The 15009-nt window shown below is 73.6% G+C and carries 16 protein-coding genes; all 16 read right to left on the reverse strand.

Features of this window, described 5'->3' with window-relative positions; all coding sequences use genetic code 11:
- Positions 1-111: 111 nt before the first annotated feature.
- Positions 112-291 carry a hypothetical protein gene (locus RTG05_RS16630; RefSeq protein ID WP_166526044.1) on the reverse strand — a complete coding sequence of 60 codons (180 nt, stop codon included), beginning with the start codon at positions 289-291 and terminating at the stop codon, positions 112-114.
- Between the two features lie 219 nt (positions 292-510).
- On the reverse strand, positions 511-1947 hold the full coding sequence (gene atpD / locus RTG05_RS16635) for a F0F1 ATP synthase subunit beta (RefSeq protein WP_166526045.1): 1437 nt from the start codon (positions 1945-1947) through the stop codon (positions 511-513).
- A gap of 49 nt (positions 1948-1996) precedes the next feature.
- Positions 1997-2968 (reverse strand): F0F1 ATP synthase subunit gamma, encoded by a 972-nt coding sequence (locus tag RTG05_RS16640; protein WP_166526046.1) that lies wholly within the window; start codon positions 2966-2968, stop codon positions 1997-1999.
- A gap of 2 nt (positions 2969-2970) precedes the next feature.
- Entirely contained in the window at positions 2971-4608 is a 1638-nt protein-coding gene (atpA, locus tag RTG05_RS16645; protein WP_166526047.1) for a F0F1 ATP synthase subunit alpha, read from the reverse strand.
- A gap of 49 nt (positions 4609-4657) precedes the next feature.
- The gene (locus tag RTG05_RS16650; protein WP_166526048.1) at positions 4658-5530 is read right to left on the reverse strand and encodes a F0F1 ATP synthase subunit delta; all 873 of its coding nucleotides are present in this window, start codon (positions 5528-5530) and stop codon (positions 4658-4660) included.
- A complete protein-coding gene (locus tag RTG05_RS16655; RefSeq protein WP_166526049.1) occupies positions 5530-6120 on the reverse strand; it encodes a F0F1 ATP synthase subunit B in 591 nt (196 codons plus the stop codon). The genes RTG05_RS16650 and RTG05_RS16655 overlap by 1 nt, the downstream gene beginning before the upstream one ends.
- Positions 6121-6166: 46 nt before the next feature.
- Positions 6167-6403 carry an ATP synthase F0 subunit C gene (gene atpE / locus RTG05_RS16660; protein WP_166526050.1) on the reverse strand — a complete coding sequence of 79 codons (237 nt, stop codon included), beginning with the start codon at positions 6401-6403 and terminating at the stop codon, positions 6167-6169.
- Positions 6404-6479: 76 nt separating this feature from the next.
- Positions 6480-7307: a F0F1 ATP synthase subunit A gene (gene atpB / locus RTG05_RS16665; protein WP_166526051.1), complete on the reverse strand. Its 828-nt coding sequence runs from the start codon at positions 7305-7307 to the stop codon at positions 6480-6482.
- Positions 7304-7576 (reverse strand): AtpZ/AtpI family protein, encoded by a 273-nt coding sequence (locus RTG05_RS16670; protein WP_315911968.1) that lies wholly within the window; start codon positions 7574-7576, stop codon positions 7304-7306. Before RTG05_RS16670 ends, atpB begins: the two co-directional genes overlap by 4 nt.
- Positions 7577-7647: 71 nt before the next feature.
- Positions 7648-8124: a Cg1360 family ATP-synthase-associated protein gene (locus RTG05_RS16675; protein WP_166526053.1), complete on the reverse strand. Its 477-nt coding sequence runs from the start codon at positions 8122-8124 to the stop codon at positions 7648-7650.
- Positions 8121-9389 (reverse strand): glycosyltransferase family 4 protein, encoded by a 1269-nt coding sequence (locus RTG05_RS16680; RefSeq protein ID WP_166526054.1) that lies wholly within the window; start codon positions 9387-9389, stop codon positions 8121-8123. Before RTG05_RS16680 ends, RTG05_RS16675 begins: the two co-directional genes overlap by 4 nt.
- Positions 9390-9674: 285 nt before the next feature.
- Entirely contained in the window at positions 9675-10316 is a 642-nt protein-coding gene (locus tag RTG05_RS16685) for an L-threonylcarbamoyladenylate synthase (protein ID WP_208104620.1), read from the reverse strand.
- A 14-nt stretch (positions 10317-10330) separates the two neighbouring features.
- On the reverse strand, positions 10331-11191 hold the full coding sequence (gene prmC, locus RTG05_RS16690; protein ID WP_208104965.1) for a peptide chain release factor N(5)-glutamine methyltransferase: 861 nt from the start codon (positions 11189-11191) through the stop codon (positions 10331-10333).
- Positions 11188-12267, reverse strand: a complete 1080-nt coding sequence (prfA, locus tag RTG05_RS16695; RefSeq protein ID WP_166526056.1) for a peptide chain release factor 1 — start codon at positions 12265-12267, stop codon at positions 11188-11190. The genes prmC and prfA overlap by 4 nt, the downstream gene beginning before the upstream one ends.
- A gap of 82 nt (positions 12268-12349) precedes the next feature.
- Complete coding sequence (rpmE, locus tag RTG05_RS16700; RefSeq protein WP_166526057.1) at positions 12350-12574, reverse strand: 50S ribosomal protein L31; 225 nt, start codon at positions 12572-12574, stop codon at positions 12350-12352.
- Positions 12575-12749: 175 nt separating this feature from the next.
- The gene (rho, locus tag RTG05_RS16705; protein ID WP_315911969.1) at positions 12750-14894 is read right to left on the reverse strand and encodes a transcription termination factor Rho; all 2145 of its coding nucleotides are present in this window, start codon (positions 14892-14894) and stop codon (positions 12750-12752) included.
- Positions 14895-15009 lie beyond the last annotated feature (115 nt).

Genomic DNA, 15009 nt, shown 5'->3' on the forward strand with positions numbered 1-15009 from the left:
TCCGGCCCCGACCCGAGCCCGGTGACGTGCTGGAACGGCCCCCTCGCAGGGTCCCGCGCCGAGCGGAGCGAGGCGTGGGGGGCGAGGCGTGGGGGGCGAGGGGGTCCTGTTTCAGGCGCAGCGGCGGTAGAGCAGGGTCCAGCGGCCCACGCGCACCCAGGGGCGGCGGACGGTGGAGGCCGGCGCCCAGGAGTCGGTGTGGAACGCGCGGCCCCCGACGTGGGGCACGGACGCCGACGGCGGCCAGCTCCAGTCGGTGCCGTCCGTCCTGCTCACCGTCGTGCCGTCCACGTGCGCTCTCCTGGATCGTCGTCCGGCCTACCCGGCCGCCCCGACCCTGATCGGCACGGTGCTGCGGGCACTTGAACAGCGCGCACCCCGGGGTCCGCGCCGCCCGGCGGGGGCTACCCCACAGCACCGCCGGGACACGTGGGAACGGCCGGCTCCCCCCAGAGGGGGAGCCGGCCGTCCCGACGCGGTACCCGGTGTCCCCTGGTCAGGGGGCCGGGTTCACCCCTTCTTCAGCTTGTCGGCGTTGCGCTCGAGGTCCTCGAGGCCGCCGCACATGAAGAAGGCCTGCTCCGGGGTGCTGTCGTACTCGCCGTCGGTGATCGCCTTGAACGCCTGCAGCGTCTCGGCCACCGGCACGTAGGAACCGGGCTGCCCGGTGAACGCCTCGGCCACGAACATGTTCTGCGACAGGAAGCGCTCGACGCGGCGGGCCCGGTTGACCGTGACCTTGTCCTCCTCGGACAGCTCGTCGATGCCGAGGATGGCGATGATGTCCTGCAGCTCCTGGTAGCGCTGCAGGACCTGCTTGACCGTCTGGGCGATCTGGTAGTGCTCCTGGCCCACGTACTGCGGGTCGAGGATCCGGCTGGTGGAGTCCAGCGGGTCGACCGCCGGGTAGATGCCCTTCTCCGAGATCGGCCGGCTGAGCACGGTCGTCGCGTCGAGGTGGGCGAAGGTGGTGTGCGGCGCAGGGTCGGTGATGTCGTCGGCCGGCACGTAGATCGCCTGCAGCGAGGTGATCGAGTGGCCCCGCGTCGAGGTGATCCGCTCCTGCAGCTCGCCCATCTCGTCGGCGAGGGTCGGCTGGTAGCCCACCGCGGAGGGCATCCGGCCCAGCAGCGTGGAGACCTCGGAACCGGCCTGGGTGAACCGGAAGATGTTGTCGATGAAGAGCAGCACGTCCTGGTTCTTCTCGTCCCGGAAGTACTCGGCCATCGTCAGCGCCGACAGGGCCACCCGCAGCCGGGTGCCCGGGGGCTCGTCCATCTGGCCGAACACCAGCGCGGTGGACTCGATGACCCCGGACTCGGTCATCTCGGTGATCAGGTCGTTGCCCTCGCGGGTGCGCTCACCGACGCCGGCGAACACCGACACGCCGCCGAACTCCTGGGCGACCCGGCGGATCATCTCCTGGATGAGCACCGTCTTGCCCACCCCAGCGCCGCCGAACAGGCCGATCTTCCCGCCGGCCACGTAGGGGGTCAGCAGGTCGATGACCTTGATGCCGGTCTCCAGCATCTCGGTGCGGCCCTCGAGCTGGTCGAAGCGCGGCGCGTGCCGGTGGATCTGCCAGCGCGGCGCGTCCAGGCCGTAACCCGGGGTGTCCAGGCACTGCCCGAGGGCGTTCCACACGTGGCCGGTGGTCACGTCGCCGACGGGAACGGAGATCGCCGAGCCGGTGTCGCGGACCTCGGCGCCCCGGACCAGGCCGTCGGTGGGCGCCATGGAGATGGTGCGCACCACGTTGTCGCCGAGGTGCTGGGCGACCTCGAGGGTCAGCGTCTTGCCCAGGTCGGCGAGGGTGACCTCCACCTCCAGGGCGTTGAACAGGTCGGGCATCGCGTCGCGCGGGAACTCGACGTCGACGACCGGACCGGTGACCCGGACGACGCGACCGCTCGTCTGGGTGGTCGGACGGTCCTCGGTGACGGTCATGTGTGGTGCTCTCCTGCCCTGGGACTGGCTGTCTGGGGTGTGGGTCGGATCAGTCGTCGGCGCCGGCGGACACCAGTGCGTCCGCGCCGCCGACGATCTCGCTGATCTCCTGGGTGATCTCCGCCTGGCGGGCCTGGTTCGCCTGCCGGGACAGGTTCTTCGCCAGCTCCTCGGCGTTGTCCGAGGCCGACTTCATGGCCCGGCGCCGGGACGCGGACTCCGACGCCGCCGACTCCAACATCGCGGCGAAGATGCGCGTCGTCACGTACTTGGGCAGCAGGGCGTCGAGCAGGGCGTCCGGGGAGGGCTCGAACTCGTAGGACGTCGGGACGCCGGAGTCACCGGTGCGCCCGGCGTCGCGGTCCTCGCGCTCGTAGTCGAACTCCTCGACCTCCTCGACCTCCAGCGGGGCCATCCGCTTGGCGACCGGGATCTGCGCCAGCAGCGACCGGAACTCGGTGTAGACGATGTGCAGCTCGTCCACGCCCAGCACGCCGTCGGCACCGGCGCCGCCGTCGTCGTCGTCCTCACCGGCGGTGAAGGCGGCGATCAGCTGCTCCCCGACGCGCTGGGCGTCGGCGTAGCCGGGCTGCTCGGAGAACCCGGTGAAGGTCTCGGCCACCGGGCGGCTGCGGAAGGAGTAGTAGGTCTCGCCCTTGCGGCCGACCACGTAGAGGACCGGCTCCTTGCCCTCCTGGCGCAGCAGGGCGAGCAGTTCCTCGGTGCGGCGCAGCACGTTGACGTTGTAGGAGCCGGCGAACCCGCGGTCGGAGGTGATCACGAGGACCGCGGCCCGGCGGGCCCCCTGGCGCTCGGTGAGCAGCGGGTGGTCCAGCGACGCCGACCCGGCCAGGGCCGACAACACGCGGGTGATCTCCCTGGCGTAGGGCTTGGAGGCCTCCACCCGGGCCTGGGCACGCACGATGCGGGCGCCGGCGATCAGCTCCTGGGCCGAGAAGATCTTCTTCGTCGACTTGGTGGAGCGGATGCGGCGGCGCAGCGCGCGCAGGTTGCTGGCCACGGTCAGGCGCTCCGCTTGACCTGGACGCGCTCCTGGCCGCGCTCGGACGCGTCCATCGCCTCGGCCTCCTCGTCGTGCACCCGCAGCGTGCCGCCCTCGGCGGTCTGGAACTGGCCGTAGAACTGCTCGACGGCGGTCTCCAGGCTCTGGACGGCGTCGTCCCCGAGGGTGCGGCTCTGCCGGATCCCGTCGTAGACCCCGCCGTGGTTGCGGGCGACGTGGTCGAGGAACTCGCGCTCGAAGCGGCGGACCTCGCCGACCGGCACCCGGTCCAGCTTGCCGGTGGTGCCCAGCCACAGGGAGACGACCTCGCGCTCCACCGGGTAGGGCTCGTACTGGCCCTGCTTGAGCAGCTCGACCAGCCGCTGCCCCCGCTCGAGGGTGGCCCGGCTGGAGGCGTCCAGGTCGGAGGAGAACGAGGCGAAGGCCTCCAGCTCGCGGTACTGCGCGAGGTCCAGGCGCAGCCGGCCGGCGACGGACTTCATCGCCTTGATCTGCGCCGAGCCGCCCACCCGGGAGACGGAGATGCCGACGTTGATCGCCGGGCGGACACCGGAGTTGAACAGACCGGTCTCCAGGAAGATCTGCCCGTCGGTGATCGAGATGACGTTGGTCGGGATGTAGGCCGACACGTCGTTGCCCTTGGTCTCCACCAGCGGCAGGCCGGTCATGGAACCCGCGCCCAGGTCGTCGGAGAGCTTCGCGCAGCGCTCCAGCAGCCGGGAGTGGAGGTAGAAGACGTCGCCGGGGTAGGCCTCGCGGCCCGGCGGGCGGCGCAGCAGCAGCGACACGGCGCGGTAGGCCTCGGCCTGCTTGGACAGGTCGTCGAACACGATCAGCACGTGCTTGCCCTCGTACATCCAGTGCTGGCCGATGGCCGAGCCGGTGTAGGGGGCGATGTACTTGAAGCCCGCGGCCTCCGAGGCGGGGGCGGCGACGATCGTCGTGTACTCCATCGCGCCGGCCTCCTCCAGGGAGGCGCGGATGGCGGCGATCGTCGAGCCCTTCTGGCCGACGGCGACGTAGATGCAGCGGACCTGCTGGGCCGGGTCCCCGGTGGCCCAGGCGGCCTTCTGGTTGATGATCGTGTCGGTGACGATGGCGGTCTTGCCGGTCTGCCGGTCGCCGATGACCAGCTGGCGCTGGCCGCGGCCGATCGGGGTCATGGCGTCGATGGCCTTGATGCCGGTCTGCATCGGCTCGTGCACCGACTGCCGCTGCACCACGGTCGGCGCCTGCAGCTCCAGGGCGCGACGGCCGGTGGTGGTGACCGGGCCGGCGCCGTCGATCGGGTTGCCCAGCGGGTCGACCACGCGGCCGAGGTAGTCGTCGCCGACTGGCACGGACAGGACCTCGCCGGTGCGGCGGACCTGCTGGCCCTCCTCGATGCCGGCGTAGTCGCCGAGGATGACGACGCCGACCTCGCGGACGTCGAGGTTCAGCGCCAGACCGCGGACGCCGCTCTCGAACTCGAGCAGCTCGTTGGTCATGACCGAGGGCAGGCCCTCGACGCGGGCGATGCCGTCGCCGGCCTCGGTGACGATCCCGACCTCCTCCCGAGACACGTCGGGGGAGAACTCGGTGACGTAGTTCTGGATGGCACTGCGGATCTCGTCCGCGGAGATCGTCAGCTCGGCCATGGCGTGGTGTCCTCTTCCCTGCTCGGGTGGTGTCTGGGTGGGTCGCCGGTCAACCGACGAGTCGTCGGCCGGCGGCCTCGAGGCGGTGGGCGACGCTGCCGTCGATGACCTCGTCACCGACGCGGATGACCAGGCCGCCGAGGACGGCGGGGTCGACGATCACCTGCAGGCCGATGGGGCGGGAGTACAGCCGGGTCAGCAGCTCGGACAGCCGCCGCTCCTGGTCCGCGGTGAGCTCGACGGCGGTGGTCACGCGGGCCACCGACTGCCCGCGGCGCCGGGAGGCCGCCTCCGACAGCCGCTCGACGACGTTCTCGGCGTTGCCGACGGCCCGGCCGCTGAGGTGGCCGCGCAGCAGCAGCGCGGTGACCGGGCTGACCCGGCCGGCGAGCAGCCGGTCGAGCAGCGCGGCCTTGCCCTCGGCCGGGGCGGTGCGGTCGCTGAGGATCCGGGACAGGTGGGCATCGCCGCCGACGATACGTCCGAACCGGAACAGCTCGTCCTCGACGCCGTCGAGCTCCCCGCGGGCCTCGGCGGCCTCCAGCGCGGCGTCCGTGGCCAGGGTCTCGGTCGCCTCCACCAGGTCCAGCGGCCGCGACCAGCGCTGCCGGGCCGCGGTCTCGACCAGGTCGAGCGTGACGTCGGAGACCCGGCCGGACAGCAGCCGCCGCACCACGCCGGCCCGGTCGGCCGGGGAGCCCGAGGGGTCCGACAGCGCCCGGCGCAGCGAGACCTGGCCGTCGAGCAGCCGGGCGACGGCGAACAGCTCGTCGGCCAGCGCCACCATCTCGTCGCTGGTGGCGGCGCGGTCCTGCCCGGTGATGCGGTCGCGGGCCCGCTCCAGCAGGCCGGACGCCGGCCGGGTGAGCTCGGCGAGGCGCTCGCGCACCTCGGTGAGCGCCCCGCGGCTGGAGGCGTCCATCAGCGGTCGCCCTGGGGGACGTACACCGAGCTGCCGGTGGCCCCGCCCCGGCCGTTCACGGAGGCGCCGGCGGACATGCCGTCGAGCTGGTCGAGGAAGCGGTCGACGGTGCCGCTGCGGCGGGCCTGGTCCTCCAGGGACTCCCCGACGACGCGGCCGGCGAGGTCGACGGCGAGCTTGCCGATCTGCCCGCGCAGCTCGTTGACCACCTGCTGGCGGTTGGCGGCCAGCTGCTCCTCGCCCCGGGCGACGATCCGGGCGGACTCCTGCTGGGCCTGGGCCCGCAGCTCCTCGAGGATCTGCTGGCCCTCGGCGCGTGCCTGGTCGCGGATCTGCGCGGCCTCGGTGCGGGCCTCGGCCAGCTGGGCCTGGTAGCGCTCCAGCGCCGCCTTGGCCTCGGCCTGCATGGCCTCGGCCCGCTCGATGCCGCCCTCGATCGCCTCGCGGCGGGCCCGGAAGACCTGCTCGAAGCGCGGCCAGACGAACCTCGCCAGCACGAAGAAGGCGATGGCGAAGGTGATCGTCCCGATGACGATCTCGCCGACCGGGGGGAGCAGCGGGTTGGCCGACTCCGCAGCCAGGGTGTTCATGCTGTGCACGTCCCTACGTCAGAGAGAGGCCTGCAGGGGCCGGGGATCAGGCCTGACCGGGCCCGAAGATGAAGGGGACCACCAGACCGATGAGCGCGAGCGCCTCGGAGAGGGCAGCACCGAGGAAGGCGTAGGTCCGGGTCAGGCCGGCGGACTCGGGCTGCCGGGCGGTCGCCTGGATGTAGGCGGCCCAGACGATGCCCACGCCGATGCCCGGGCCGATGGCGGCCAGGCCGTAGCCGACCGAACCGATGCTGCCGACGAGCTCTGCCATGACGTCCATGCGGGGGTGTTCCTCCTGTGTCGGTCGCCCGGGGTGCTCCCGGGCGGCTGGCTGGGGGTGGTGCGGGGTGGTGCGGTCAGTGGGCCGGCTCGACGGCGCCGTTGAGGTAGGTCGCGGTGAGCACGGTGAACACGTAGGCCTGCAGGAAGATGACCAGCAGCTCGAAGAAGGTCATGACCAGCGCCATCAGGAACGACAGCGGCGCGAAGACCACCGAGAAGTTGCCCACGCTGAACAGGTAGACGGCACCGAGGGAGAACACCACCAGCAGCATGTGGCCGGCGAACATGTTCGCGAAGAGCCGCACGGCCAGGGTGAACGGCCGGATCACGAAGACCTGCAGCAGCTCGATCGGCGTCACCAGGATGAGCGCGGCCGCGGGCACGCCCGGCGGGATGGCGGCGTCCTTGAAGTAGCGCGCGGCGCCCTGCTCCTTGATGCCGATGTAGTTGTAGAGCACCCAGACGATCACCGCGAGGACCAGCGGGATCGCGAACTTCGAGTTCGGCGAGATCTGCGCGAACGGGAAGATGCTCATGAAGTTGTTGAACAGGATGAAGAAGAACAGCGAGGCCAGGAACGGCGCGAACGGCAGGCCCTTGGGGCCGATGACGTCGCGGGCCATGCCGTCGCGGATCAGCGAGTAGCCGCTCTCGCCGATGTACTGCAGCTTGCTCGGCACGATCGAGGCGTTCCGGGCGGCCAGCAGCAGGAAGACCAGCATGGCCGCCGTGGCGATCCAGAAGATCAGGATGATCCGGGTGATCGAGAAGTCGATGCCGAGGACGGAGAACTCGAAGATCGCCGGCGGGTAGAACTCGGCGATGCTGGGGGCGACGAAGCCGCCGCCCGGGTCGCTCTCGACGGCGAGCACGTCGGCGAGCGCGTGGGCGCTGGAGGTCACCGTTGTCCCTTCTGCGTCCTGGTCGGGCTGCGGTGCCCGCCCCGGGTGGAGCCGGTGCGCCCGGGCCCCTCGTCCGGGGGCAGGACGCCGTACTTGACGACCACCAGGTAGATGGCCACCGTCAGGCCGAGGAGCACGCCGATCAGGGCGACGAAGCGGGTGCCCCACCAGCGGTCGAGCGCCAACCCGACCCCGCCCCACACGACGATCCCCGAGAGCATGGTCCCGGTGATGCTCCAGCCGATGTCGGCCCCACTGTGAGGACGCACGGCAGACTGTGCAGGTCGGGGTCGAGGACCCCCGGTGGAGGAGCTGTCCTCGGCCATCGGCCGGGACACTATCAGCCGCGTGTCGCGCCGCCTCCCGGCGGCCGGGCCGTCCCCGCGGGCGGGGGCGGGGCGGGCGGGGGGACGTAGTACAGCCGGCGGGTCCACACCCACCGCTGCTGGACGACGCTCCACACCAGGGCGCCGGCGACCACGGTCCAGGCCAGTGCGCGCCGGTCGACCCAGCCGTCGGCGGGCAGGGACTGCAGCACCGCGGCCAGCAGGAGGATCTTCACGAAGAAGGACCCGAGCGCCGCCGGGAGCGTGAAGGCGTCGCCGTGCCGGCCGGCCCAGGCGATCACCAGGCCGGACAGGGCGAAGAAGAAGGTGACGACGGCGGCGCCGAGCAGCACCCCCACGGCGGCGTCGGACCCGCCCAGCAGCCCGGCGACCGGTGCGGCCACGGCGGTCAGGCCCGCGGTGACCGCCGTCCCCACGCCGAGGAAGGACAGGTCCCACGGGGCCTCGCGGTCGGTCCCGGCGGCGGTCATCGGACTCCCTGGGGGGACGGTGTGGCGGCCGGGTCACCGGGCCGGGCCGGGGTGGAGGCGGTGGCGGGGGTGGCGGAGGCGGCGGCCCGGACGGCGCGCGCGGTGGGGTGGTCGGCCCGGCTGCGCTGCCGCTGGGCGGCCAGCTCGGCGGCGCGCGCCTCGCGGGCCGCCCGCCGGGTGCGCGGGCTCAGCACGACGACGACGCCGAGCACGAGCAACACCGCGATGGAGGCGACCAGTTCCACCCGCCCACCGGTGATCGCCAGGCCGACCGCGCCGAAGGACAGCAGAGCCGCCCAGAAGTACATGACGAGCACCGCCCGCCGGTGCGAGTGGCCGATGGCCAGCAGCCGGTGGTGCAGGTGCATCTTGTCCGGCGAGAACGGCGAGCGGCCGCGCAGGCTGCGGCGGACCACGGCCATGACCAGGTCGATGAACGGGATGGAGAGGACCGCGATCGGCACCAGCAGCGGCAGGGCCAGCGGCAGCAGGGTGGCCGCGGAGTCGAAGGTCTGCGGGTCGGCCTGCCCCGTCGCCGAGACGGCCGCGGCGGCGAGCATGAGGCCGACGAGCATCGAGCCGGAGTCGCCCATGAAGATGCGGGCCGGGCTGAAGTTGTGCGGCAGGAAGCCCAGGCAGGCGCCGGCCAGCACCGCGGTGATGAGCGTGGGGGCGCTGGCGATGTCGTCGTAGCCCTCGACGCCGAGGTCGTAGCTGTAGGCGAAGAACGCCAGCGCGGCGATCGCCGAGACGCCGGCGGCCAGGCCGTCGAGGCCGTCGATGAAGTTGAGCGCGTTGACGGTGGCGACGGTGAGCAGCAGCGTGAGCGGGACGCCGATGTCCGGGCCCAGGGACAGCGTGCCGATGTCGGCGACGGGCAGGAAGACGAAGGCCAGCTGGACGCCGAGCAGCACCATCACGCCGGCGGCCGCGATCTGGCCGGTGAGCTTGGTGAGCGCGTCGAGGCCGAACTTGTCGTCGAGCACGCCCAGGGCGCAGATCAGCCCCCCGGCGACCAGCACGGCGGCGGTCTGCGAGTCGTCGAAGGTGCGCTGCAGGGCCGGCAGCCGGGTGGCGACCAGGACCGCCGCGGCGACGCCCAGGTACATCGCCACCCCGCCGCCGCGCGGTGTGGGGATGGTGTGCACGTCGCGCTCGCGGGGCGCGGCCATCATGCGCAGCCGGACCGCCGCGAGCCGCACCACCGGGGTGGCCAGGAAGGTGACCAGCCCCGCCGTGAGCAGGACGACGACGTACTCGCGCATGGGTCAGACGAGGCCGGAGGCCGGACCCCGGGAGGGCGTGCTCATCGCGGCGGGTCTCCCGGGGATCGATGACGGGCTGGAGTCCCACGGTATCGCCCCGGGCCCCGGGTCACCGCGAACCGGCGACCGCCCGGCGCCACCCGGGGCGGCCTTCCGCGCGCGGAAGGCCGCCGGAGTGGCCTCGGTGCAGGGGCCCGCGTCGAGCCTGCGAGGCGTGGGGGGCAGGTGGCCCCGTCCAGAGGCTCGCCGCGAGCGTGCGAGCGGTGAGGAGGACGGGGTCCTTCCTCAGTCGACGAGCTCGGGCACGACCTCGCGCAGCCGGTCGACGGGGATCGCGCCGACGCGCAGCACCCGCGGGGCCGGCACCGTGCAGTCGACGATGGTGCTGGCCGCGGAGCCGGCGCGGGGTCCGTCGTCCAGCACGACGGCGGCCCGGCTGCCGAGCTGGGCGACGGCCTCCTCCGCGGTCGTCGCGGCGGGGCGGCCGGAGCGGTTGGCGCTGGACACCGCCAGCGGGCCGGTGCGCCGCAGCAGGTCGCGGGCCACGGCGTCGTCGGGCAGCCGCACGGCGACGGTGCCCTCGGCGTCCCCCAGGTCCCAGGCCAGGGATGCTGCGTGCTCGACCACCAGCGTCAGCCCGCCGGGCCAGAACGCCTCGGCCAGCCGGGTGGCGACCGGCGGGACGACGGTGACCAGGCCCACCAGGGTGGACGCCTCGCCGATGAGCACCGGCACCGGCATGGTGCGGCCGCGGTTCTTCGCCGCGAGCAGCGCGGCGACCGCGGGCGGGGTGAAGGCGTCGGCGGCGATGCCGTAGACGGTGTCGGTGGGCACCAGCACCAGCTCGCCCTCGCCGATGGCCGCCGCGGCGGCGTCCAGCCCGGCAGCGCGGGCGGCGGGGTCGGAGCAGTCGTAGAGGTCGGCCACGGGAGGCGAGTGTGTCATCCCGCCGCGCGGGAGGCGGTCGTGTACCGGGGGCGGCCGGCCAGGTCGGGGTGGTCCTCGACGTCGGTCCACCCGCCGGAGGCGCGCACCAGCGCGGGCAGCGCGCTGCCCTGCTGGTCGGCGTGCTCGATGCCCAGCGCCCCGCCGGGACGTAGCAGCCGGGCGGCGGTGCGCAGCAGCCCGCGGACGACGTCGAGGCCGTCGGGTCCGCCCCACAGCGCCAGCGGCGGGTCGTGGTCGGCGACCTCCCGCGGGACGGTGGCGCCGTCGGGCACGTAGGGCGGGTTGGACACGACGAGGTCGACGCTGCCGTCGAGGTCGCGCAGCAGGCCGGGGTCGGTCATGTCGCCGGTGACCACCTCGACCGGGGTATCCCCCGCCGCGGCGCGGGCGGCGGCGTTCGCCCGGGTCCACTCGGCGGCGACGGGGTCGCGCTCCACGGCGGTGACCCGCGCGCCGGGGTGCTCCTGGGCGAGGGACAGCGCGATGGCCCCCGAGCCGCTGCCCAGGTCGACGACCACCGGGGCGGCGACCGTGGCCAGCCGGGTCAGCGCCCACCCGACCAGCTGCTCGGTCTCCGGCCGGGGCACGAAGACGCCGGGGCCCACGGCCAGCTCCAGGTGGCGGAACGGGGCGCGGCCGGTGAGGTGCTGCAGCGGCACCCGGTCGGCGCGCTGGCCGACGAGGTCGGCGAACCGCGCGGCCGCCCCGTCGGGCACCTCGGCGAGGGTCAGCAGGCCGGTGCGGGTGGTCCCGAGCACGTGGGCCAGCAGCAGGTCGGCGTCCACCCGCGGGGACTCGACCCCGGCGTCGGCGAGCCGGCGGGCGGCGTCGGCCAGCAGGTGCCGGGTGTTCAGGACCCGGCCGCCAGGAGCTCGGCGGTGTGCGCGCGGGTGAGCGCGTCGATGACCGGGTCGAGCTCGCCGTCCAGCACGGCGTCCAGGTTGTGCGCCTTGAAGCCGACGCGGTGGTCGGAGATCCGGCTCTCCGGGAAGTTGTAGGTGCGCACCCGCTCGCTGCGGTCCACGGTGCGCACCTGGCTGCGGCGCTGGTCGCTGGCGGTGGCTGCGGCCTCCTCGCGGGCGGCGGCGAGCAGCCGGGAGCGCAGCACGCGCAGCGCGGACTCCCGGTTCTGCAGCTGGCTCTTCTCGTTCTGCGAGCTGACCACGATGCCGGTGGGCAGGTGGGTGATCCGGACGGCGGAGTCGGTGGTGTTGACGCTCTGCCCGCCGGGCCCGGAGGAGCGGAAGACGTCGATGCGCAGGTCGTTCGGGTCGACGGTGACGTCGACCTCCTCGGCCTCGGGCAGTACGAGGACGCCGACGGCGGAGGTGTGGATGCGGCCCTGCGACTCCGTCACCGGCACCCGCTGCACCCGGTGCACGCCGCCCTCGAACTTCAGCCGGGACCAGATGCCCTCGTCGGTGCGGGACTTCACCGCGATGGCGACGTCCTTGTAGCCGCCGAGGTCGGCGGGCACGGCGTCCAGCACCTCGGTGGCCCAGCCGCGCCGCTCGGCGTAGCGCAGGTACATCCGCAGCAGCTCACCGGCGAACAGCGCCGACTCCGCCCCGCCCTCCCCCGCCTTGATCTCCAGGATGACGTCCTTGTCGTCGTCGGGGTCCTGCGGCACGAGCAGGGAGCGCAGCCGCTCCTCCAGCTCGGGCACCCGCTGCTCGAGCTCGGCGGCCTCGGCGGCGAAGGAGGCGTCGTCGGCGGCCAGTTCGCGCGCGGCGGCGAGGTCGTCGCGGACGGCGTCCAGCGCCCGCTTGGTCTCCACCAGCGGGGCCAGCTGCGCGTAGCGGCGGCCCAGCCGGCGGGCGCGGGCGGTGTCGGTGTGCACGGCCGGGTCGGCCAGCTCGGTCTCCAGCGCGGCGTGCTCGGCCAGCAGCCCGCTCAGCCGGTCGGGTGCGGCCACGGGAGCGCTGCTCATGCGGGGGTGCTCATCTCGGGAGGGGGCGGACACGACGACGGCGCCCGTCCCACACGAGGTGGGACGGGCGCCGTCGGGGGTGCTACTGGCCGGCGCCGGTGCTGCGCTTGCCGAAGCGCTTCTCGAAGCGGGCCACGCGGCCGCCGGTGTCGAGGATGCGCTGCTTGCCGGTGTAGAAGGGGTGGCAGGCCGAGCAGGTCTCGACCGTCAGCGTGCCGCCGGGTGCCGTGCTGCGGGTGGTGAAGGTGTTCCCGCAACCACAGGTCACCGTGGTGGTGTGGTAGTCGGGGTGGATGCCCTGCTTCATGTCGCCTCTTCCGGGTCTGTGTCGTCCAGGTGCTCGAACGCCGGCGGCCGGCCGCTCATTCCGGCCGCACAGCACTGCTCGGTGGTCCAGTGTCCCTGACACGGAACGTGCTGGAACCGGCCCCTCTGCAGGGTTCCGCCACGAGCGGAGCGAGTGGTGGGGGGCAGAGGGGTCCTCAATCGCGCTCGGGGCCGAGGGTGGTCTTCTGGATCTGCATGAGGAACTCGACGTTGTTTCGCGTCTTGCGCAGCTTGTCCAGCAGCAGCTCCAGCGCCTGCTGGGGCTCCAGCGCGGCGAGCACCCGGCGCAGCTTGATCACGATGGCCAGCTCGTCGGGCGACATGAGGATCTCCTCCTTGCGCGTGCCCGACGCGTTGACGTCGACGGCCGGGAAGACCCGCTTGTCCGCCAGCCGGCGGTCCAGCTTGATCTCGGCGTTCCCGGTGCCCTTGAACTCCTCGAAGATGACCGTGTCCATCGTGGAGCCGGTCTCCACCAGCGCCGAGGCGATGATGGTCAGCGAGCCGCCGTTCTCGATGTTGCGGGCGGCGCCGAGGAAGCGCTTGGGCGGGTAGAGCGCGGTGGAGTCCACACCGCCGGACAGGATGCGCCCGCTGGCGGGGGCGGCCAGGTTGTAGGCGCGGCCCAGCCGGGTGATCGAGTCCAGCAGGACGACGACGTCGTGGCCCATCTCGACCAGGCGCTTGGCCCGCTCGATGGACAGCTCCGCGACCGTGGTGTGGTCCGACGGCGGCCGGTCGAAGGTCGAGGCGATGACCTCGCCCTTCACCGAGCGCTGCATGTCGGTGACCTCCTCGGGCCGCTCGTCGACGAGGACGACCATGAGGTGGCACTCGGGGTTGTTCGTGGTGATCGCGTTGGCGATCGACTGCAGCACCATCGTCTTGCCGGCCTTGGGCGGGCTGACGATGAGTGCGCGCTGACCCTTGCCGATCGGCATGACCAGGTCCATGACCCGGGTGGTCAGGTGGTGCGGCTCGGTCTCCAGCCGCAGCCGCTCCTGCGGGTAGAGCGGGGTCAGCTTGGTGAAGTCCGGGCGGTTGCGCGCCTGGTCGGGGTCCAGGCCGTTGACCGAGTCGAGCCGGACCAGCGCGTTGTACTTGTCCTTGCGCTCGCCCTCGCGCGGCTGGCGGACGGCGCCGGTGATCGCGTCACCGCGGCGCAGCCCGTGGCGGCGCACCTGGGACAGCGACACGTAGACGTCGTTCGGGCCGGTCAGGTAGCCCGACGTGCGGACGAACGCGTAGTTGTCCAGCACGTCGAGGATGCCGGCCACGGGCAGCAGGACGTCGTCCTCGCTGACGGTCGGCTCGGTCTGCTCGAACCGCTCGCGGGGGGCGGTGCCGTTGCGGCGGTTGCGGTCGCGGTACCGGCGTCCCCGGCGGCCGCGGCCGCCCTCGAAGTCGTCGTCGTCCTCGTCGTTGCGCGGGTCGGGACGGGTGTCCGTACCCCGGTCGTTGCGGTTGTCGGTCCGGTTGTCCGGCCGGCCGCCGCGCTCACCGCGGTCGGGACCACGGTTGCCGTCCCGCTCGCCACGACCGTCGCGCTCACCACGGGGACCGCGCTCGGCGCCGTCCCGGTCGCCGCGCGGCGCGCGCTCGGCGCCGTCCCGGTCGCCGCGCGGCGTGCGCTCGGCGGCGTCCCGGTCACCGCGGTTGCGGCCGCGGTCCCGGTTGCGCTGCGGGCGGTCCTCGCCGGTGCGCTCCGCGTCGGCCTGCTCGCCGTCGGCGCGCTCGCGGGCCGGGGCGGCGGTGTCGGCGGTCTCGGTGGCGGGGGCCTCGACCTGCGGCTCCGGTGCCGCCGCCGGCGCCGTGCTGGCGGGCGCGGCGGCGCTGGTCGCTGCAGGGGTGGTCGCCGTGTCGGTGCCCTGGGCGGTCGGCGAGCCGGCGGGGCGGCTGGCCCCGCGGCGGCGGCGCGGCGCGGCCTCGCCGACGACCTCGGCCGGCGCGGTGACCGGACCGCCGTTGGCGCCGCCGCTGACGGGGGCCTCGACCGGCGGGGCCGTGGCGGCGGCCGGGCGGGGCGCCTCGGCCTCACGGGCCGGGGGGGTGGTGGCGGCCTCGGCCGGACCGTCCCCGTTCACCTGGCGGGCGGAGATGGCGGCGACCAGGTCGCCCTTGCGCATCCGGCCGGTGCCGGAGATGCCGAGCTCGGCGGCCAGGCGCTGCAGCTCGGGCAGCAGCATGCCTGAGAGCCCGCTGCCGCGGCGACGGGTGCGCCCCGTCGTCCCAGGAGCGGCAGGTGCCTCGTCGTTCCCCGTGCTCTGCGGCGCGGTGACGAGGTCGGTGGTCTCGCTCACGTACAGGTCCTTCCCTGCGGAGACCTGCGCCTACCGGCGCAGGGGGTGACCCGGCTCCTCCCGGCCCGGTCGTGGAGCGGACGGCGAGAGGTGCGGGATCAGTGGGTGCGGAGCG

Origin of the sequence: Geodermatophilus sp. DSM 44513 (genome assembly GCF_032460525.1) — a bacterium.
Classification (GTDB): domain Bacteria; phylum Actinomycetota; class Actinomycetes; order Mycobacteriales; family Geodermatophilaceae; genus Geodermatophilus.

Coding starts and splice junctions, on each gene's coding strand:
- atpE (WP_166526050.1), bottom strand. CDS start 6,403: ATGGACGTCATGGCAGAGCTCGTCGGCAGCATCGGTTCGGTCGGCTAC.
- RTG05_RS16675 (WP_166526053.1), bottom strand. CDS start 8,124: ATGACCGCCGCCGGGACCGACCGCGAGGCCCCGTGGGACCTGTCCTTC.
- RTG05_RS16650 (WP_166526048.1), bottom strand. CDS start 5,530: ATGGACGCCTCCAGCCGCGGGGCGCTCACCGAGGTGCGCGAGCGCCTC.
- prfA (WP_166526056.1), bottom strand. CDS start 12,267: ATGAGCAGCGCTCCCGTGGCCGCACCCGACCGGCTGAGCGGGCTGCTG.
- atpD (WP_166526045.1), bottom strand. CDS start 1,947: ATGACCGTCACCGAGGACCGTCCGACCACCCAGACGAGCGGTCGCGTC.
- atpA (WP_166526047.1), bottom strand. CDS start 4,608: ATGGCCGAGCTGACGATCTCCGCGGACGAGATCCGCAGTGCCATCCAG.
- RTG05_RS16655 (WP_166526049.1), bottom strand. CDS start 6,120: ATGAACACCCTGGCTGCGGAGTCGGCCAACCCGCTGCTCCCCCCGGTC.
- RTG05_RS16680 (WP_166526054.1), bottom strand. CDS start 9,389: ATGCGCGAGTACGTCGTCGTCCTGCTCACGGCGGGGCTGGTCACCTTC.
- rpmE (WP_166526057.1), bottom strand. CDS start 12,574: ATGAAGCAGGGCATCCACCCCGACTACCACACCACCACGGTGACCTGT.